We start from the raw sequence: 19,412 nt of genomic DNA, 5'->3' as shown, positions 1-19,412 counted from the left end.
ACCTCGTAGCACACCGCGGAAGTCGGGCCAGATCGGCTTTGTTCGTAAAAAGACGGAAGTATGTATTGATGTCGGTCTTAAGTTGCTCTACTGTCAGCGTGACACCGCTCACTCGTATGGAGGACAAAAACCATGGCTCTGACGATCGGCATCGACGTGGGTGGCACCAAAATCGCGGCCGGAGTCGTGGACGGCGACGGAGTCATCCATCGGATGGAGCGCCGGCACACCCCGTCCCACGATGCGCGGGAGGTCGAGAACGCCATCGCCGAGCTCGTGCGTGAATTGGCGGCCACGTATCCCGTGCAGGCGGTCGGTATCGGCGCAGCCGGTTTCGTGGCTGCCGACCTCAGCACCGTGCTCTTCGCCCCGAACCTCGCCTGGCGCAACGAGCCTCTGGGTGAAGTCGTCCAGGCCTCCTGCGGACTGCCGACCATCGTCGAGAACGACGCCAACGCCGCAGCCTGGGGCGAGGCGCGATTCGGGGCCGGACGCACCGGTCGCACCGTTGTCGTGCTCACGGTCGGAACCGGAATCGGCGGTGGCATCGTCGTGGACGGCGTTCTGCACCGCGGGCGCTTCGGAGTGGCTGCGGAATTCGGTCACCTCAATGTCGAACCGCACGGCCGCCGCTGCGGTTGCGGGAACAACGGATGCTGGGAGCGCTACGCCAGCGGACGCGCGCTCGTGCGGGAGGCGCAGGACCTCGCGGTGGTCTCGCCCGCATTCGCCGCGGAACTCCTGGCCCGCGCAGGTGGACGCGCCGAGGCCATCACCGGACACCACGTGACCGCCGCAGCACAGCACGGCGACGCAGCGGCGCTCGAGTGTTTTCGGGAGATCGGTTCCTGGCTCGGACACGGCATGGCGGACATCGCCGCGTTCTTCGATCCCGACCTCTTCATCATCGGCGGAGGGGTGTGTGAAGCGGGCGAACTGCTTCGGGCCCCTGCCGCCGCCGCGTTCGAGAACCGCCTCACCGGACGCGCACACCGGCCGGTCGCCGAAGTCCGGCTGGCCGAACTCGGCGCGAACGTCGGCATCGTCGGCGCCGCCGACCTGGCTCGCGAGCACCTGCTCGGGCTCGCTCATGACGGCTCACAAGTATCTGGAGGAGTGCAATGTCCAATCGGCTGAGTCTTCCCGTTCCGGTCGCCGAAGTGTGGGACTGGCAACGAGACGCCGCGTGCCGCGGCTACGAATCGTCACACTTCTTCCACCCCGACCGCGAACGCGGCCGGGCACGCGAACTGCGTGACTTCCGCGCCAAACAGACCTGCCGAGGCTGTCCCGTGCTGGTCGAGTGCCGCGAGCATGCACTCAGGGTGGGCGAACCGTATGGAATCTGGGGTGGGCTCGCCGCGCACGAACGCGAAGAACTCCTCGCCAACCACCAGGGCCGGGTGGACGACGCCGTCGCAGAATCGTTCGGCCTCGATCTGGCACGCCACGCCTGACGCCGTTCGATCTAACGCGCCGCGCCTGACGCCGTTCGATCTGGCACTCCACGCCTGACGCTGTTCGGCATCAGTTACCGGCCGGAAGCATGAGCACCCGGCCGTTGTCGGTATCCGCGACATAGACGTCGCCACGGTTCGACACGGCGATGCCCTCGGGTTCGCTGAGTCCGGTGAACGGCAGAACTTCCTGTTCGTCCGAGCCGGCCCGAAGTCGCAGCACGCGGTGATGGTTCTGGTCGATGGCGTACACCGTCCCGTTGTCGTCGACGGCCACCCCGCCCACGCTCTGCAGGTCGGTGAGGGGCAGAAAGCTCTGCGCACGTGTCGCCGCGTTCCACGCCAGAACCTTGTTCGGGGTGCCTACATATAGGTCGCCCTGCTTGTCGACGGCCACGGTGAACGGGCCGATCACCGTCAGCGGTACGTCGACGGGGGTCGCCGTGACGTCGTGCAGGGACACCACCCGGTTGTTCAGCGTGTCGGCGACATACACGGTTCCGTCCGGCCCCACCGCGACGCCGAACGGCTGGTTCAGACCGGTGAACGGCAGTGGCAACGCGGTGTCGTCGTGCAGCAGTGTCACCGTGTTGGTCACCAGATCGGAGACGTACACGTCACCGGAAGCACTGACGGCCACGCCCTGCGGCACCGCGAGTCCGGTGAACGGGAGAACGGTCTGCTGTCCGGAGCCGGCGTGCACCCGCACAACCTGCTTGGCCGAGCTGTCCGCGATGTAGAGGTCCCCGGCGTCGCTGACCGCGAGTCCCGCAGGACTCGCCAGGCCGGTGATCGGAAGGACCACCTGCTCGCTTGTCGGCTGTTCGTCCGGCCATGCGAAGAAGGCGACACCGGCCAGGATCACGGCGCCGGTCAGGGCCGCGGTCACCGCCACCGGTGTGCGCCACCACGGCCGGCGCCGCGGCGCCGGGACGGTCTCGGTGAGAGTCCCGCCGCTGACATGGGTGGTTGCCGCGGGATCGACGGGCCGGGACGGGCCGGGGGCGGGTGCGCTGCGTGACGCGGCGTCGATCGCGTCGCTGAACTCACGGCAACTCGAATACCGGTCGTCACGGTCCTTGGCCATCGCCCGCGCGACGACATCGTCGAATCCGGCGGGCAGATCCGGCCGCACCCTGCTCGGCTTCGGGATCGGACCGTTCAGATGACCGTGCATCACTGCGGAGGCCGTGGTGCCCGGATACGGCGGTTCGTTGGTCAGAAGGTGAAAGAACGTGCATCCCAGCGCGTAGATGTCGACCCGGTGATCGAGTGTCGCACCCTCGATCTGCTCGGGTGCGGCGTAATGCAACGTCGCGACGAGCATCCCCGTCCGGGTCAGTTGATGTGTTTCGTCCAGCGCCTTCGCGGTGCCGAAATCGGCCAGCAGGATCCGTTCGGGATCACCCTCGGCAAGCAGGATGTTGGCGGGCTTCACATCGCGATGCAAAATGCCGGCCCTGTGTGCATGGTCGAGGGCGTTCCCGGTCTCGGACACGATGCGCATCGCCCGCGCGACATCCAGTCCGCCGGACGCGAGGGCTTTCCGCGCGTCGACGCCGGGAACGTACTGCATCGCGATCCACAACCGGCCACGCTCCCGGCCGCGGTCGTGGATCGTCACGATGTTGGGGTGTTCGAGTTTCGCGGCGTGGTCGGCCTCCGACTCGAAGCGTGAGCGGACGTACTCGTCGCTCGCCCACACCGAGTCCAGCAATTTGAGGGCGACCTTGCGTGGCAGGTTCGGATGCTGAGCGAGGTACACGGTGCCCATGCCGCCTCGTCCCAGAACCCGTTCGATCACGTAGCCGGCAAACACCGTGCCCGGTTCGAACTCGCCACTCACACCGGCTTCACCGCCTCCCGGGTCCCTCCACCCATTGAACCCCGACCCCGGGTCAGTCCGGTAGCCGCCGCATCTCGATGACGGTCAATCCCAGCGCGTCGAAACGGGCCAGCATCCCTCGCAGGTCCGTCGGGCTGTCGACCCGGCCGTACAGCGTGGTGTCACCGGTTGTCACACCCGACACGTCCAACTCGGGGAAAGCCGCAATGACCCGCTCGGACAAGGTGCCGCTGATCAGGAAGGCGTACCTGACATTGTCGGGCCAGGTCGATTGCTCCACGGCGGCTCCTTCATTCGCGGATGGGCAGTCCTTCGACAAGCGGTCAGCCAATGAATCAAGGGTGACTCGAAAGACGGCGGCGCGCCTCACCCGCAAGTGGTGAATCGCGCTCAGAGCAAGCCGGCCTGTTGCGCCGCCGCGATGGCGTCACGTCGGGAGGTGACCCCGAATTTGCGGTAGATCCCGCGCAGGTGCGTCTTCACGGTGTTCACGGACACGCACAGGTCGGTAGCGATCTGCTCCGCCGTGCGCCACGACGGAAGCTCCACGAGCAGTTCCAGTTCGCGGGGAGTCAGCATGTCGGACGCCGCGGTTCCGGACCGTGGAAACGACGCGCGTAGCCGCTCCGCGAAAGTCTCGAGCACCCCGAACCGGCCGGTGCTCCGGATCAGTAATTCTCGGATCTGCGGTCCGCAGTCGTGGAACGGACGCAGCACCGAATCGGGCTCGGCCAGGCGGAGCGCCTCGGTGAGGGCACTGTGCGCCCGCGAATCATGCTTGCGTGCAAGCGCTATTGCCGTGTCGACCAGCCACGCCGCAATCAGATTGGTGCCCGCCGCGCACACCACTGTGCCGTCCAGCACGGGTTGCAGGGTTTTGCGGGCCTGATCGAGACGGTGGGCGTGGACGGAAACGATGGCGTCGAGGACCGCCGTGTCACCGGTCGATCCGATCAGGGTCCGCGCGTCCGCCGCGAGTTCGTGTGCCCACCCGACCTCGCCGGCGGTGAGGTACGCGTACTGGATCGCCGGCAGCAACACCGCCCGGATACCCGGCGGCACGGGAATCGACGACGAGACAGGGCTGTGCGCATGGAGCGTGGTCACCGCACTGTGCCGATGGTCCGACCCGTCCAGTCCGAACAACACCGCGGCGCCGTCCGCGAGCGTTGCGGTTCCGGCGTTCTCACGGTGCAGAACTACGGCCGATTCGGCGGCGATCTGCGCGGCGTCGTCGTCGAGACGGACGTACCGGCACCACGAATCGACCAATCGCACCAGGTGGAACGTCGGATTGTCCGTGGCGGACTGCTCCGCTCCGATTTTGAGCGACTCGCTCACGAGGGTGGCGGCGCGAACTACCTCGCCTCTCGACATGGCGAGGGCCGCGAGAGAGCCGAGGCAGTACATGACGGTGAGCGACGCATCGGCGAGGCGGGCATGAGCCAACGCCCTCCCGAGCACGTGCTCCGACTCCTCGGTTCGGCCGAGGAACAGTAGCGCCCTGCCTTCCTGAAGAAGTACGAACGCGTCCAGTTCGGATTCGCCGGTCGATTCCGGTCCCACCGACCGCAGCCGGGTCAGCGCGTCGTCGATGTCGCCGGTCTGAACGGCGGTCTGCACGCGGAGCGACTCCCGAAGCAGCAGGTGCCGTCGCGGATCCATTTCGTCGATCGCGGTCTCTGTCCGTGTGCGGTCGAGAACGTCGAGCGTAGACCGCGCCACGGGAACGTTGCCCGCGGCCAGCGCCGCCGCCGCGCGGATCAAGCGCGCCGACGGATGCTCCTGGGTGGTTCGCGGCGCCCGGGTGAGGAGACGATCGACCGCCTCACCGTGACCCCCGACGATCAACGACAGCGACGTCCGGGAGAGCAGCGCGACGATCGCATCGTGGTCGCCCGAGTTGACCGCATGTTCGAGCGCCACCAGCGCATCCCCGAATTCCGCGTGCCAGTGCGCGGCGGTGAGTTCGAGATGCTCCACCTCGACGTGCCCGACGCGGCTGATCTCCGCCCGCAGATAGCTACGCAGCAGCGGGTGGTACCGGTACTCCGTCGGGGAGCCGTCGATTCGGTTGATCAGAAAATTGTGGTGTTCGAGCCAATCCACCTTGTCGTGCGCGTCGGTGCAGCCGGTGAGAATCTCCGCGAAGTGGGTTGTGAACGATGCGGGCACGGAGGTGCGGAGAAGGAAGTCGCGCATCTCGTCGGTCTGGCCGGCGAGAACTTCCTCGATGAGATAGTCGGCGACCGCTCGTCGATTACCGGAGAACTCGGCGATCAACCGACTGGGATCGGAATGACCTTCCAAAGACATTCCTGCCAAACGGATTCCGGCTGCCCAACCCTCGGTGCGCTCCATCAGGGCGTCGAGGTCGCCGGAATCGAGCCGCACATCGTGCTCGGTGAGCATCGCGGCAGCCTCCTCGGCGGTGAAGGCGAGATCGCGGGCCGTGACGGTGAACAGCTTGCCGTCCAGCCGAAGTCGCTGCAACGCGAGTGGCGGCTCGAATCGTCCGCAAATGATTGTCCGGAGCATCGGCGGTTGCCAACGCATGAACGACTCGAGGTCGTTCAGTATGTCGGTGTCGAGGAGTAGGTGAGCGTCGTCGATCACCATCCAAAGGTTCTCCCCGAGTTCACCCAGCTCCGCGGACATGTGCGCACCGAGGTCGGGGGAATCGGGGTCGAGGCGGTCACACAACGCACGCAGCCGAGGATTTCCGGTTTCGTTCAGTGCCCGCAGAATGGCGCGGTGTATGACGCCGATGTCGTTGTAGCGTTCTTCGATCGTGATCCATGCGATGGTCGGTGAATCCGCGCCCGCCAGAACTTCGGATGCCCAGTCGGCGGCCAGTCGGGTCTTGCCCGACCCGGCGGGCGCGCACACGAGGACGACAGGATAGGGGTGATCTTCGCTGGTCAGGGCATCGGTAAGGAGGTTGTGCAATCTGGTGCGGGTGACCGTTCGGCCCACCGCATCCGAAGGTATTCGGATACTCGAATGAAACTCGCCGAAATGTACTGCCGTCACGCCGACCCCCAATTCTCGCTGCACCGAGAAACGATCTTCGACAAACGCCAATCTCCGACGCCGTGGGCCGGTGCGGTGATTTTAGCGAGAAAGCGCTGTTCGTGTCGGTGAACGGCAGGGCGCTCCGCGCCTCCGTGCGCCTTTCTGGTTGCCCCAGCTACCAGAAAGGCGCACGAGCCCGAAGGGCCTATGCGGCCGGTTCTGGGGGCGGGGGAGCGTCGCTGAGAATTGTGTTCACCCACCTCGTGGACGGGTCGATATCGATCAGCAGCGCCTTCGCCATCAGTGTCAACGGAATCGCGAGAATCGCGCCCAGAGGACCGAGTATCCACGTCCAGAAGACCAGCGACAGGAAGGTGAAGGTCACGGACAGGCCGACGGCGTCGCCGACGAACTTCGGTTGGATCACCGACTGGATGATGACGTTGATGACGCTGTACACGACGATGACCGTCAGCATCAGTCCCGGACCGCCCTCGAGCAACGCGAGCAGAGCCGGTGGAACGAGCCCGAGGACGAAGCCGACGTTCGGAACGTAATTGGTGATGAACGACAGCAGTCCCCACAGGATCGGCAGCGGAATCCCCAACGCCCACAGCGCCGCGGTGTCGATGACCGCGACGATCAATCCGAACACCGTGGACACGATCAGATACTTGCGCGTACCGGCCGAGAAGGCGGTGAGGGCGGTAGCGATGTCGGGGCGCATCTGCGTGACGATGGACATCCGCGAACCGTAGGAGCTGCCGTCGACGGCCATGAACAGCAGGAGTGCGAGGACGAACAGCAGGTTCGAGAAGACACCCAGCATCGCCTGCAGAATTCCCTCGACCAGTCCGAAGACCTTGCCGTAATCCACCTGGGACAGCAGCGTCTGGGCGTCGGTGGAGTTCACCCCGTTGCTGTTCAGGAAACTCTGGGCGTCATCGATCAGGCCGGTGAAGTCGTCCGCGTATTCCGGTAGGAGCGTGGCGAGTCGCGCGACGGACAAGGCCAACGACAGCACGAGGACGAGAAGAATGCTGTTGACCACCACGATCGCCGCGATTGTCGCGAGCCAACCCGGGACACCCTTTCTGTAGAGCCATACGGGCAGCGGGTGGACTGCGACGGTCAGCATGAGAGCGAGGAAGATGGGGCCGACGATCGACGCAGCCACCTGGATCCCCGCCACGGTGACGACGAGCGCGGCCAGCCCGAGAATGACGATCAGACCACGCGGCATCGACCATTGGGTGTCTGCCGGTTTACCGGACCGGTCCTGAGGTTCCGTCATCTCGTGTCCCCTTCGCAAAGGTCGGCCGCATCGACTCTCGCATTCGGTGCGCCGACGCACATCATCCGTTGCAGATGAGGATCACCCGGCGCGGATGATGTCCACGACCGAACGAGGCCGGACCATTCACTTGTTCGCAAACACACTTTCGAGAAGGGCATGGACATGACGACCAATCCCGAGTCCAGAACGAACAGCCCTGTAAAGCAGGGTTTTGCAGCAGGAACGTCTCTGGCAGCGGCGATTCTGCTGCTGACAGTCGGCGTGATTTCGTTCTTCCAGGGAATTGCCGCAGTCGCTTCCGACGACCTGCTGGTCATCGGCGTCGAATACACTTATCAGTTCGACACCACCACGTGGGGGTGGATTCACATCGTTCTGGGCCTCGTCCTGATCGCTAGTGCCGTAGGTCTGATGACGGGTGCCACCTGGGCGCGAATCGTGGCCGTCTGTATTGCCGCACTGTCCATCCTCGCGAACTTCCTGTGGCTTCCCTACTACCCGCTGTGGTCGATTCTCATCATCGCCCTCGACGTGGTCGTGATCTGGGCAGTCACCACTTGGGACACCAGCAAGTACGACACCGCCACGTACTAGGACGAGGGAGTGGTGAGTCCCCGGGCGGGCGCTTGGCCGGTTTTCGGCTCACTGCGGGAGTATCGAAAGGGATGGGTCAGGCCCGATGTGCTCGCGGGCCTGACCGTCTGGGCTGTTCTGGTCCCCGAGGCCCTGGCCTACGCGACCATCGCGGGTGTGCCGCCCGTCGTCGGCCTGTATGCGGCGGTCCCCGCGCTGATTCTCTATGCGGCGGCGGGTAGTTCGCGGCACCTGGTGGTGGGGCCGATGTCTGCGACGGCCGCGCTGTCTGCGGCCATCGTCGCACCCGTCGCCGCCGCCGACGGCGGGAAATATGCAGCACTGTCGGCGGTCCTGGCGATCGCGACCGGAGTCGCGGGACTGCTCGCCGCCCTGCTCCGTCTCGGCTTCATCGCGTCATTCATCTCCGAACCCGTGCTCAAAGGCTTCATAGTCGGTCTCGCCCTCACCATCATCGTCGGGCAGGTGCCGGCGATCTTCGGGATCGAGAAGACGACGGGCAACTTCTTCGAACAGACCTGGGGGGGGTGATCGCTCACCTCGGGGACACGGACTGGGGCACCCTCGTCGTCGGCGGGCTCAGTCTCGCCGTGGTGCTGGGGCTCAGGCGCTGGGTGCCGGTCGTCCCCGGCTCGCTGCTCGTCGTCCTTCTCGGAATCGCCGCGGTCTCGCTGTTCGACCTGGATGGCAAGGGCGTCGACATCGTCGGACCCATTGATTCCGGTCTGCCGACGCTCGGGTTACCGGAAGGCGTCGGATTCGACGACTTCCTCGATCTGATGGGCCCGGCTGTGGGTGTGTTGCTGATCGGGTTCGCGGAAGGACTGGGCGCCGCGAAGACATATGCGACGAAAGAGGGCTACGAGGTCGACCCGAATCGAGAGTTGTTCGGTCTCGGCGCCGCGAATCTCGGCTCCGGTCTCTGCTCGGGAATGGTGGTCAACGGCAGCTTGTCCAAGACCGCCGTGAATGGTGGGGCAGGGGCGAAATCGCAGGTGAGCGGCCTGGTAGTGGCCGCGTTGACCATCGTCACGCTGCTGTTCCTCACCGGACTCTTCGAGAAGCTGCCGGAGGCGACGTTGTCGGCGGTGGTGATCGCGGCCGTCATCGAGCTCGTCGACATTCGAGCGCTGCGCCGGCTCTACGGCGTGTGGACCGAAAGGCTCGGCAACATCTACGGATACGCCGCGCGTGCCGATTTCGCGGCCGCGCTCGCCGCGATGGTCGGGGTGCTCCTGTTCGACACTCTTCCCGGACTCGTCATAGGAATCGGCGTGTCCATGCTGCTGCTTCTCTACCGAGCGTCGCGTCCCCACGTCGCAGCGCTGGCGAAGGAAGGATCGCTGTGGGTGGACGCGGAGCGTCACCCCGGCCTTCCGACCGCACCGCACGTGGTGGTGGTGCGCGTGGAGGCGGGACTGTTCTTCGCCAATGCCGAGCACGTCAAGGACCGCATCGAGGACCTGTGCGCCGACGACACACGGGTGGTGGTTCTCGACGCCGAGACGTCACCTTTTGTCGACGTCACTGCCGCGCAGATGCTCGGACAATTGCGGAGTGTGCTCGCACGCAGGGGAATCGAACTCCGAGTCGCGCACGACATCGGACAGTTCCGGGACACGCTCCGGCTGTCCGGCTCTGATGCGACACCCGTCAACCTGTACGCCACCGTGCAGGACGCGCTCGACGCAGGCGCTTCGCGCCCGTGAGTGGTTGACGAGTGCAGGGACTCCTCAACCACTCACGGGTGGCGGAGCCGCCGGTAGTGTTCGGGCGGATTCGAGGGGGGTCGAGTGAAGAGAATTGCCGGGGCGCTCCTGTGCGCCGTCATCACGTCCGGGTGTGCGCACAACGTGTCGGGGACTGCGGGGGCGTCTCCGCTGGACGAGTCGAGTCCAGGGCAGCAACGTCACATCGACGTCGAGGACGCCCTACGCGCCGCCGATCCGTGCGGACTTCTGGACGAGGCTGTGGTGCGGCAGTTCGGGACGGTTCAGCAATTCGGATCCGCTGTGCAGTTGCCGGTGTGTTCGGCGCTGATTGCAAGGCCCGGCGGCGCGAAGACCTATGTGGACGTGTCTCTGCTGCCATCGATGCTGTCGGACGCAGCGCTGACCCGGCCGGACACGGTCGACGGGGTCACTGTCTACCGCGGCCCGGGCGCGGACCTCGCGCGCGGGACGTGTGAACGCGTCTTCCAGCTGAACCTCGGAACGCTGGAGGAACGCGCGAAGCCCCAGTTCGCGACTGTCCGCGTCGGAACCGTCGCCGGGGAGGACGCCTGCCCGCTGGCCGACGCGGTGCTGGACTCCGCGATCGACAGCATGCGGCCGGGACTGCCCGCCCGTGACGCCGCGGCCCGGAATCAGGTGGCACTCGCGGTCCACGACCCGTGCGAAGTCCTCGACGTGCTGGGCAACGCCGGCGGACGCGTCGTCGATCCGGACGCACCGCCGACACCGTTCGACTGCGTCCTGTTTCCGGACCCGTATCGGGCGCCAGGAAGTGAGGTGACCGTGTCGTTCACCGTGTCGCCGGTCAAGGAAAACCGACCAACCGTTCCCACCGGACCGGAGACGATCGGCGACCGGTGCCGCTGGACGAGCCCGATGGGTGAGCCGATCGACATCACGCGACCCGGAGCCGAGGTCGACCAGTTCACCCGCAGGCTCGGTTTCACTGGTGCAGTCGTCACTGTTCACGGGCCGAACTGCACCGCAGTCGCGAGGGTCGTGGAGGCCGCGACCACGGTGTTCGGATAGGCGGCCCGACGGACTCACCCGGGATCACATTGGACTGCGCCGGTAAGCTCGACAGCTGGACCAGTACAGATTCTTCGACCTGGAGGTAGAAACGCGTGGCTCTCGTCGTCCAGAAGTACGGCGGATCCTCGGTGGCAACCGCCGAGCGAATCCGACGAGTGGCTGAACGGATCGTCGAGACCAAGAAGGCCGGCAACGATGTCGTCGTCGTGGTTTCAGCGATGGGGGACACCACCGATGAGCTGCTCGATCTGGCTCAGCAGGTGTGCCCAGCCCCACCCGCCCGCGAAATGGACATGCTGCTGACCTCCGGTGAGCGCATCTCCAACTCTCTCGTCGCGATGGCGATCCATTCGCTCGGTGCCGAAGCCCGTTCGTTCACGGGCTCGCAGGCAGGTGTCATCACCACCGGTGCGCACGGCAACGCCAAAATTATCGACGTCACACCCGGTCGCGTTCGCGACGCGCTCGACGAGGGTTCGATCGTCCTCGTCGCCGGATTCCAGGGCGTCAGCCAGGACAGCAAGGATGTGACGACGCTCGGACGCGGCGGTTCCGACACCACCGCTGTGGCTCTCGCGGCTGCCTTGAAAGCGGACGTCTGCGAGATCTACACCGACGTCGACGGCATCTTCAGCGCGGACCCGCGCATCGTTCCCGACGCGCAGCGTCTCGAGACGGTGTCGTTCGAGGAGATGCTCGAACTCGCGGCGTGCGGCGCAAAGGTGCTGATGCTGCGCTGCGTCGAGTACGCCCGCCGTTACAACGTGCCTGTGCACGTCCGCTCGTCATACACGACCAAGCCGGGCACCATCGTGTCCGGATCGATGGAGGACATCCCCGTGGAAGAAGCAATTCTCACCGGAGTCGCGCACGACCGCAGCGAGTCCAAGGTCACCGTCGTCGGCCTCCCCGACACCCCGGGCTACGCCGCGCAGATCTTCCGGGCGGTCGCCGACGCGGAGATCAACATCGACATGGTGCTGCAGAACATTTCCAAGGTCGAGACCGGGAAGACGGACATCACGTTCACCCTGCCGACGGCCGACGGGCCGCGCGCCGTCGAGAAGCTGTCCAAGCTGCAGGGCGAGATCGGTTTCACCCAGATCGTCTTCGACGATCACATCGGCAAGGTGTCGCTCGTCGGAGCCGGCATGAAGAGCCACCCCGGCGTCACCGCCACCTTCTGTGAGGCGCTCGCCGAGGCCGGGATCAACATCGACCTCATCTCCACGTCCGAAATTCGCATCTCGGTGCTCGTCAAGGACACCGATCTGGACAAGGCTGTGAAGGCGATCCACGACGCATTCGAACTCGGCGGCGACGAAGAAGCTGTCGTGCACGCAGGAACGGGACGGTAAATCATGACCACCATCGCTGTCGTCGGTGCCACCGGTCAGGTCGGCATCGTCATGCGTACTCTCCTCGAGGAACGAAACTTTCCGGCGGACACGGTGCGGTTCTTCGCGTCGGCGCGGTCGGCGGGCAAGAAGCTGCCGTTCCGCGGTGAGGAAATCGTCGTCGAAGATGCGTCCGCCACCTCCGACGAGGACTTGAAGGGCATCGACATCGCCCTCTTCTCGGCCGGTGCGACGCTCTCTCGCGAGCAGGCCCCACGGTTCGCCGCTGCCGGCGCCGTCGTGGTCGACAACTCGTCCGCGTTCCGCAAGGACCCCGACGTTCCCCTGGTCGTCAGCGAGGTCAACCCGGAGCAGGCGAAGAACCCGCCGAAGGGCATCATCGCCAACCCCAACTGCACCACGATGGCCGCGATGCCGGTCCTGAAGGTGCTGCACGACGAGGCCGGACTGCAGCGACTCATCGTGTCCAGTTACCAGGCGGTGTCGGGCAGCGGTATCGCCGGCGTCGAGGAACTGGTGAGCCAGGCGCGCGCCGTCATCGACAATGCGGAGAAGCTGGTCCACGACGGCAGCGCCGTCGATTTCCCGGCCCCGAACAAGTACGTCGCGCCCATCGCGTTCAACGTGCTCCCGCTCGCCGGCTCTCTCGTCGACGACGGCAGCGGTGAGACGGACGAGGATCAGAAGCTTCGCAACGAGAGCCGCAAGATCCTCGGCCTGCCGGACCTCCTGGTGTCGGGTACGTGTGTCCGCGTCCCCGTCGTCACGGGGCATTCGCTGTCGATCAACGCCGAGTTCGAGCGTCCGCTGTCGGTGGAACGCGCGCAGGAGATTCTGTCGAAGGCTCCCGGGGTGCAGCTCGTCGACGTGCCCACCCCGCTGCAGGCCGCGGGCAGCGATCCGTCGCTGGTCGGGCGCATCCGCCAGGATCCGGGTGTCCCCGAGGGCCGCGGTCTGGCGCTGTTCGTGTCGGGCGACAACCTGCGTAAGGGTGCCGCGCTCAACACCATTCAGATCGCCGAACTGCTGGTGTGATCTCCCCACGTGAGTGGTAGGGCACGCTCTGCCACTCACGTGCGATTCACCCGGCACGTGCGAGGCGCACACGAGTTCACCGACCCTAGGGTTCGGACATGGGCTCAGTTCTCGGAGAAATGCTCCCGCTCGCAGTCGGTGTCGCCATTTCACCGATCCCGATCATCGCGGTCATCCTGATGTTGTTGTCGAAGCGCGCCGGCGGTGCGAGTGCGGGCTTCGGTGTGGGGTGGCTCGCCGGAATCCTTGTGGCTACCGGCATCGTCGTGCTCTTCGCCGGCGGTATCGACACCACCGACTCCGACGGTCCGTCGGCGACCACGTCATGGATCAAGATCGTCCTCGGCGTGCTCCTGCTCGTGCTCGCCGGACGGCAGTGGAGAAGTCGCAATGCCGACGCGGAACAACCGAAGTGGATGCGGGCAATCGATGACCTGAACATCGTCAAGTCGATCGGACTCGGATTCGTCCTGGCGGCAATCAATCCGAAGAACCTTCTGCTGTGTGTCTCCGCGGGCGTGGTGATCGGCTCGTCCGGTGTGAGTGGCGGTGAGCAGGCGATCGCGCTGGCGGTGTTCACCGTGCTGGCCGGGTCGACGGTGATCGTTCCCGTGGTCGCCTACGCAGTCGCCGCCGACAAGATGCGCGGCTCCCTTGACAACCTGAAGGTCTGGCTGCAGGCCAACAACGCCGCGGTGATGAGCGTGCTCTTACTCGTGATGGGAGCCGTCGTTCTCGGGAAGGGACTCGGCGGAGCGTTCTGAGGCGACCGCGTCCGGCCCGCGGAGGTACCGACCGATGTAGGCCTCGTCCAGCGCGAGCGCCTTGGTGATCACCGCTGCCCCCACGATGACGACGGACATCACGAAGAGCCAGCTGATCGCGGTGAACACCAGGCCGAGTGACCCGAATTGATGCTGTGCCGAGGCGGTGATCCGGGGGAGAAGGATACGTCCGCCGACGTGGAGAGTGGTCAGTGCTGCGGCGGTCAACGCCCCAGTGGCCCAGAGCACGCGGCCCTCGAGGGTGCCCATCGTCAGCAGGTACGGGCTGAGAGTCCAGACGGCCATCCACACCGCGAACTCCCCGGCGACTGCGAGCGGTGGTCCGATGAACCGGACGCTCGTGAGCTCACTCGCCAGGCCGATCGCTGTACTCGACAACGCAACGGCGAACAGGACCACCAGCCACCGCCAGGCGTCCCGGAGATTGATCGACGGGACGTTCCAGATCTTCCCGTAGATCCGGGCGAGGGCCCGGGCAAACGACGTGCCGCTGATCGCGATCATCAGCAGGCCGACCACCCCGAAGGCCGCGAACGACGGGTCCGTGGTGTCCACGGTGCCGGACGTGGAGGACAACTCCGCGGGGTCGAAACCGAACTGGGTCTTGATGGTGCGGGCGGTCAGGTGCCAACTGCTCAACGTCGAGGCCGCAATCATCACGGGGAGCACCGACGTGAAGATCCGCGCGGCAAGTGTCATCGACCGGTCGACGAGTTCGATCTCGATCAGCCCGTCTATGACCCGTCGAACCGTGCGGCCCGGAGGAGTGCCCTGCATCCAGCCGTTGGCCGATTCGGTCCGCGCCGCGAGAGCTTCCCGAGCCAGCATCACTGACAACTTGGTCGACCGCACCTTACTTACTCAACCGCAGTGAACGCGGTCTGTCTTCATCCGCGTCAGGTGAGTCCGGCCCGCGTTCACTCGCGGACGACGCATCGGAAACCGATGTGGCAGGTCGACGTCTCCTCGGTGTCGCCTTGCCGAGCCGACGGCCGGTAACGGAGGCAGTAATTCGGTGCGCAGAGGTGTGAACCCCCCTTGATCACTCGCCGCGCATAGGGTTCGCCGGGGTTCTCGGCGCGCGCGGTGTCGACGCGCGGGTTGGTCGGAATGCAGCAGGAACTGGTCGGCGCGACATCTTTCCCGCTCGCGGAATGATTAGCGGTGAAGTGGTCGGTGGTCCACTCCCACACGTTGCCGGCCATGTCGGTGAGCTCGTATCCGTTGGGCCGGAAGTGACCCACCGGCGACGTGCGGGCGAAGCCGTCCGCGAGCAGGTTCTCCCAGGGGAACCGGCCCTGCCAGACATTTCCGCCGGGCCTGCCACCCGGCTCGTGCTCGTCACCCCACACGAACGGTTGCCGGTCCAGTCCGCCGCGCGCCGCGAATTCCCACTCCGCTTCCGTGGGCAGATCTTTGCCTGCCCACTCCGCGTACGCGCGGGCATCGAACCACGACACATGGGTGACGGGATGGCGTTCACGTCCGCCGACGTTGCTGCCCGGACCCTCCGGATGACGCCAGTCCGCCCCCGGCGTGAACGACCACCAGCGGGTGTAGTCGTCGAGCGGCACCGGTCCCGGTGTCGGGGTGAACACGAGGGAGCCGGGGACCAGCAACGACGGGTCCGCGTCCGGGTACTGTGCGGGGTCGGGGGCGACCTCGGCGGTGGTGACGTGACCGGTGTCTTTCACGAACCGCCGGAACTCGGCGACGGTTACCGGGTGCGAGTCCATCCAGAACCCGTCGACCGTCACCTGGTGGACCGGGCGCTCCTCGGGATAGAAGTCCTCCGATCCCATCCAGAACGTGCCACCCGGAATCCATGCCATGTTCTTCGGTACCGCTCGAGTCATGAGGCCAGCGTGGCATGGTCGGCGCGCGGGTGCGACAGAATCCCCGGTGCCGAAACCGGGCTGAGGGGTACCCCACTCGAGGTACCGTCGGCTTTCCGAGTCGCAACAGGATATTCATCGTGCAGGGGGCGCCGGCGAATGGATGGACGAATTCCGCGCAGGTCGTTCGTTCGTGGACTGGCACTGACGGCCGGGCTGGGCGCCGTAGGGGTCGGCTCGGCAAGCGCCTTTCCCTTCGGCATCGACCCCCTGCGGCCCTTCGTTTTCCGGTCACCGCCACTCGAACCGTTTCGGGACCCACTTCCCCTGCTGCCGACACTCGGTGGCACTTCCGTCGAGGTGCACGCGAGCAGCACGATGCACACGTTCCACTCCGAGCTTCCCGCCTCCCCGGCGCTCGCGTACGGCGGTGTCGACTACCTGGGACCGACGATCGAGGCCCGGGTCGGCGAACGGACATCGCTCGTCTACCACAACGACATCGCGAGCAATCCCCTCGCCGCCGATGTGGACACCAGACTGCACGGCGTGACCGAAGCGGACCGCACCGACGTGGCGACCGCGCTGCACCTGCACGGGGGGTCCAATCCGCCCGAGTTCGACGGGCACCCCGAGCACACGCTGCGGCGCGGGCAAGGGCTGGTGTACGAGTTCCCGAATCAGCAGGACGCGTGCACACTCTGGTATCACGACCACGCAATGGGGGTTACCCGGCTCAACATTTTCGCTGGACTGGCCGGTCTGTACCTGCTCCGCGACGAGTTCGACACCGGTACCGTGGGCAACCCGCTCGGGCTGCCCGCCGGCGAGTTCGAGGTTCCGCTGATTCTGCAGGACAAGAATTTCACGGAGGACGGCAGGCAGAGCGTTCGCTCCAACCCGCTGAACCCGCAGGGCAGCTGGGAAGCGGCGACCCCCGGCGACACCGGCGTGGTGAACGGCAAGGTGTGGCCGGAGATGGCCGTGGCGCGCGGGCTGTACCGCCTGCGCATGGTGAACGCCGCCTCGTTCAGCGTGTGGAACCTCTTCTTCGACAATCGAATGCGGTTCTGGGTCATCGGCGCCGAAGGCGGATTGTTCGATGCCCCGGTCCCCGTCGACCATGTTCGCCTCGGACCGGGTGAGCGCGCCGACCTGCTCGTCGACTTCGGTGCTCTGGCGCCCGGCACGACCGTCGAGCTGCGCAACGACGAAGCGATTCCCGACCAGGTGGCTCAGCGCGGGGTCCTACCCATGCCGCGTTTCTGCCGTTTCCGCGTGGGAGCTGCGGCGGGGTTCACCGGCCCGGTGCCGCAGACCCTGCGCGGCGGCCGCCGGCAACCGCCGCTGCTGGCGCCGGTCGCGCAACCTCAGATTGTCCGCAACGTCTCGGTACTGCAGATCGGCCAGGGCCTCGGGCAACCGTCACCGCTGATGTCGCTCAATAACCTGCGCTACACCACCGACGACATCGAAATGCCGCGCCAGGGCGCGGTCGAACAGTGGAACATCGTCAATGCCACCCCGGAGCCGCACCCGATCCATCTGCATCTGGTGAGGTTCCGCGTACTCGGGCGGCAGGCGGTCGATACGGCCGCATTGATGTCGGCGTCGCCGCTCCCCGCGGTCGGGACACGGTGGACGCCGTCTCCGGATCCGTTCACCCGGGGACCGGTGCTGTCACCCCAGCCGTGGGAGTCCGGTTTCAAGGACACTGTGATCGCTGACGCCAATTCCGTCACCCGGGTGGTTGTGCGGTTTCCGACAGCCGAGGAACTGGGTTTCGATCCCGACGCGACCTTCGGCATGTCGGCCCATGCCACGGATCACTCGGGTGGACACACCGGGCAGGCACCCCAACCTCTGCGGGGCTACGTCTGGCACTGCCACATGCTCGATCACGAGGACCACGACATGATGCTGAAGTACCGCCTCGTCCCGTGAGTACTTCTTAACCTCCCGTTGTTTGTGCTGTCTACGTTGATATGAGACACGGGTGTCTACGTAGATGCGAGACAGATTTTAGGCGGGTTGGAGTTGTCCTTGGTAGCGCTTGGTGTGGTCGAGGTGTAGGTGTCCGATCACGTTGCCGTCGGCGGTGTAGGCGGTGACGTGGTCGTCGTCGTGGAGCAGGGTGATGGTCTGCCCGGCTCTGCGCCGGCCGACGCTCAGTCGGGTGTGGGAGTCGATGCACACGGTGCCGGCGGAGGAGACGATCAGGGCGTGCACGGTGGCGTCGTGTTGGATCGGAAGTGCTTGTGGCCCACCGAGGAGTGGCGCGTTCTGCCAGGCCTGCAGTGGCGGCATCTTGACCGCACTGTGCGGGCGGTCGGTGTTGTAGAACCGCTGGTAGGTGTCGCAGAGCTGCTGCAGTTCGATCAGAGTGGTCGGTTGGGTGGGGTGAGTGGCCAACCATTGCTTGAAGGTGCGGTGGTGGCGTTCGACCTTCCCGCAGGTCTGTGGGTGGTATGGGGTGGAGTGGATCAGCCGCGCCCCGGCCCGCTTCACGACTCGGGTGAAGCCCGAGGTGCCGCCCTTGGTGCGGCGGGAGGTGAACGCGCTGCCGTTGTCGGCGAGTACCAGTGCCGGAACCCCGAAGTCGGTGAACGCGGCGGTGATCGCCGCGATCGCCCCGGCGGCGGTCTCGGCGTCCGCGACCCGGGTGGCGACCAGGGTGCGGGTGCAGTCGTCGAGGACCTCGAAGACGGTGGCCTTGGCTCCGGTCGCCAACCGAACTTCGGTGGCGTCGATCTGATAGCAGTCGCGGGGTTTGCGGTAGCAGAACCGGCGGTAGGACGATTTCGGGCGTTTCTTCGGCTCGGGGACGACCAGGTGGTAGCGGGTGAGGATCTTGTTGATCGTGGCCCGGGACGGGATGGTCCAGCCCTGCTCGGACCAGTGTTGTTTCTCGGCGACCGCGTTCAGGTGGTAGGCGATGGTGTCGGCGCCGCGCTCGTGATGGGGCAGGTTGAGGCGAAGCCGCACGATCTCGGCCTCCACCTCCCACGCGGTGGCGTGTGGGCAGGAGGTGGGCCGGCGGGACCGGGCGGTCCACCGGCCGTCCTCCTCGATCCGTTTCTTGTGCCGGTAGGCGGTGGCGCGGGAGATCCCGTGGTCGGTGCACCAGCGGGCGAAGTTCCCGTCGAACATGTCGGCGCCGGTGGTCTGAGAGACCACCAGCAGGGCGTGGAGCAGTTCCATGACGGCTTCCGTTCCGGTCATGAACCAAGTCCACGACCAGTCAGGTGCCTCATACCTCAATCGACAGCAGCGTGTCTCACATCTGGGTGGACATCATCTGTCTCACATGTCCCCAGACTCAACAAACCTCCCGTTGTTGACAAGCACTCACAGGCGCTTGTGCAAATTAAAAGCAGTCTGGACTGTTTTGATTTTTCGGCCTACAGTGCAGATGTGACCAGTGC

The 19,412-nt window shown here is 65.8% G+C and carries 15 protein-coding genes and 1 pseudogene; 9 read left to right on the top strand and 7 right to left on the bottom strand.

Going from position 1 to position 19,412, the window contains the following annotated elements; genetic code table 11:
• Nucleotides 1-132 precede the first annotated feature (132 nt).
• Together L1080_RS22750 and L1080_RS22745 are read left to right on the top strand one after the other, a co-directional pair.
• Nucleotides 133-1,137: an ROK family glucokinase gene (locus tag L1080_RS22750; RefSeq protein WP_250765248.1), complete on the top strand. Its 1,005-nt coding sequence runs from the start codon at nt 133-135 to the stop codon at nt 1,135-1,137.
• Entirely contained in the window at nt 1,122-1,457 is a 336-nt protein-coding gene (locus L1080_RS22745; RefSeq protein WP_109326306.1) for a WhiB family transcriptional regulator, read from the top strand. The genes L1080_RS22750 and L1080_RS22745 overlap by 16 nt, the downstream gene beginning before the upstream one ends.
• 70 nt (nt 1,458-1,527) lie before the next feature.
• Here L1080_RS22745 and L1080_RS22740 read toward each other — a convergent pair whose 3' ends face one another.
• The 4 genes from L1080_RS22740 to L1080_RS22725 form a co-directional block, all read right to left on the bottom strand.
• Nucleotides 1,528-3,303, bottom strand: coding sequence for a protein kinase domain-containing protein (locus tag L1080_RS22740; protein WP_250765222.1), 1,776 nt, complete (start codon nt 3,301-3,303; stop codon nt 1,528-1,530).
• A gap of 52 nt (nt 3,304-3,355) precedes the next feature.
• A complete protein-coding gene (locus L1080_RS22735; RefSeq protein WP_109326312.1) occupies nt 3,356-3,583 on the bottom strand; it encodes a hypothetical protein in 228 nt (75 codons plus the stop codon).
• 110 nt (nt 3,584-3,693) lie between these two features.
• Entirely contained in the window at nt 3,694-6,360 is a 2,667-nt protein-coding gene (locus L1080_RS22730) for a LuxR C-terminal-related transcriptional regulator (protein ID WP_250765219.1), read from the bottom strand.
• A 163-nt stretch (nt 6,361-6,523) separates the two neighbouring features.
• Nucleotides 6,524-7,612 (bottom strand): AI-2E family transporter, encoded by a 1,089-nt coding sequence (locus tag L1080_RS22725; RefSeq protein WP_159918949.1) that lies wholly within the window; start codon nt 7,610-7,612, stop codon nt 6,524-6,526.
• Nucleotides 7,613-7,771: 159 nt separating this feature from the next.
• Between L1080_RS22725 and L1080_RS22720 the strand changes: the two genes are divergently transcribed.
• From L1080_RS22720 to L1080_RS22695, 6 genes and pseudogenes are all read left to right on the top strand, one after another.
• Nucleotides 7,772-8,209 carry a DUF7144 family membrane protein gene (locus tag L1080_RS22720; protein ID WP_159918950.1) on the top strand — a complete coding sequence of 146 codons (438 nt, stop codon included), beginning with the start codon at nt 7,772-7,774 and terminating at the stop codon, nt 8,207-8,209.
• 9 nt (nt 8,210-8,218) lie between these two features.
• Nucleotides 8,219-9,918 (top strand): annotated as a pseudogene (locus L1080_RS22715) (SulP family inorganic anion transporter).
• 84 nt (nt 9,919-10,002) lie between these two features.
• Complete coding sequence (locus L1080_RS22710) at nt 10,003-10,971, top strand: hypothetical protein (RefSeq protein WP_250765216.1); 969 nt, start codon at nt 10,003-10,005, stop codon at nt 10,969-10,971.
• Nucleotides 10,972-11,066: 95 nt separating this feature from the next.
• Entirely contained in the window at nt 11,067-12,332 is a 1,266-nt protein-coding gene (locus tag L1080_RS22705) for an aspartate kinase (RefSeq protein WP_159918953.1), read from the top strand.
• Between the two features lie 3 nt (nt 12,333-12,335).
• On the top strand, nt 12,336-13,367 hold the full coding sequence (locus tag L1080_RS22700) for an aspartate-semialdehyde dehydrogenase (RefSeq protein ID WP_109326324.1): 1,032 nt from the start codon (nt 12,336-12,338) through the stop codon (nt 13,365-13,367).
• A gap of 98 nt (nt 13,368-13,465) precedes the next feature.
• Nucleotides 13,466-14,131, top strand: coding sequence for a GAP family protein (locus tag L1080_RS22695; RefSeq protein ID WP_250765214.1), 666 nt, complete (start codon nt 13,466-13,468; stop codon nt 14,129-14,131).
• On the opposite strand, the gene L1080_RS22690 is transcribed toward L1080_RS22695, so the two are convergent.
• Nucleotides 14,078-14,983, bottom strand: a complete 906-nt coding sequence (locus L1080_RS22690; RefSeq protein WP_250766510.1) for a hypothetical protein — start codon at nt 14,981-14,983, stop codon at nt 14,078-14,080. The genes L1080_RS22695 and L1080_RS22690 overlap by 54 nt on opposite strands.
• 86 nt (nt 14,984-15,069) lie before the next feature.
• Nucleotides 15,070-16,008 carry a formylglycine-generating enzyme family protein gene (locus L1080_RS22685; RefSeq protein ID WP_250765211.1) on the bottom strand — a complete coding sequence of 313 codons (939 nt, stop codon included), beginning with the start codon at nt 16,006-16,008 and terminating at the stop codon, nt 15,070-15,072.
• 138 nt (nt 16,009-16,146) lie between these two features.
• Here L1080_RS22685 and L1080_RS22680 point away from each other — a divergent pair, with 138 nt between their 5' ends.
• A complete protein-coding gene (locus tag L1080_RS22680; protein ID WP_250765208.1) occupies nt 16,147-17,931 on the top strand; it encodes a multicopper oxidase family protein in 1,785 nt (594 codons plus the stop codon).
• Between the two features lie 78 nt (nt 17,932-18,009).
• On the opposite strand, the gene L1080_RS22675 is transcribed toward L1080_RS22680, so the two are convergent.
• A complete protein-coding gene (locus L1080_RS22675; protein ID WP_459031576.1) occupies nt 18,010-19,209 on the bottom strand; it encodes a DDE-type integrase/transposase/recombinase in 1,200 nt (399 codons plus the stop codon).
• Nucleotides 19,210-19,412: the final 203 nt, after the last annotated feature.

It is taken from the genome of Rhodococcus sp. MSC1_016 (assembly GCF_023667485.2).
Lineage (GTDB): Bacteria > Actinomycetota > Actinomycetes > Mycobacteriales > Mycobacteriaceae > Rhodococcus_F > Rhodococcus_F oxybenzonivorans.
Note: the sequence above shows the minus strand (reverse complement) of the source record. Positions and strands in the feature narration are given on the sequence as shown.

What these genes read in the sequence shown, in the direction of transcription:
- L1080_RS22750 (WP_250765248.1), top strand. Translation starts at nt 133, where the DNA reads ATGGCTCTGACGATCGGCATCGACGTGGGTGGCACCAAAATCGCGGCC.
- L1080_RS22745 (WP_109326306.1), top strand. Translation starts at nt 1,122, where the DNA reads ATGTCCAATCGGCTGAGTCTTCCCGTTCCGGTCGCCGAAGTGTGGGAC.
- L1080_RS22725 (WP_159918949.1), bottom strand. Translation starts at nt 7,612, where the DNA reads ATGACGGAACCTCAGGACCGGTCCGGTAAACCGGCAGACACCCAATGG.
- L1080_RS22720 (WP_159918950.1), top strand. Translation starts at nt 7,772, where the DNA reads ATGGACATGACGACCAATCCCGAGTCCAGAACGAACAGCCCTGTAAAG.
- L1080_RS22700 (WP_109326324.1), top strand. Translation starts at nt 12,336, where the DNA reads ATGACCACCATCGCTGTCGTCGGTGCCACCGGTCAGGTCGGCATCGTC.
- L1080_RS22695 (WP_250765214.1), top strand. Translation starts at nt 13,466, where the DNA reads ATGGGCTCAGTTCTCGGAGAAATGCTCCCGCTCGCAGTCGGTGTCGCC.
- L1080_RS22685 (WP_250765211.1), bottom strand. Translation starts at nt 16,008, where the DNA reads ATGACTCGAGCGGTACCGAAGAACATGGCATGGATTCCGGGTGGCACG.
- L1080_RS22680 (WP_250765208.1), top strand. Translation starts at nt 16,147, where the DNA reads ATGGATGGACGAATTCCGCGCAGGTCGTTCGTTCGTGGACTGGCACTG.
- L1080_RS22675 (WP_459031576.1), bottom strand. Translation starts at nt 19,209, where the DNA reads ATGACCGGAACGGAAGCCGTCATGGAACTGCTCCACGCCCTGCTGGTG.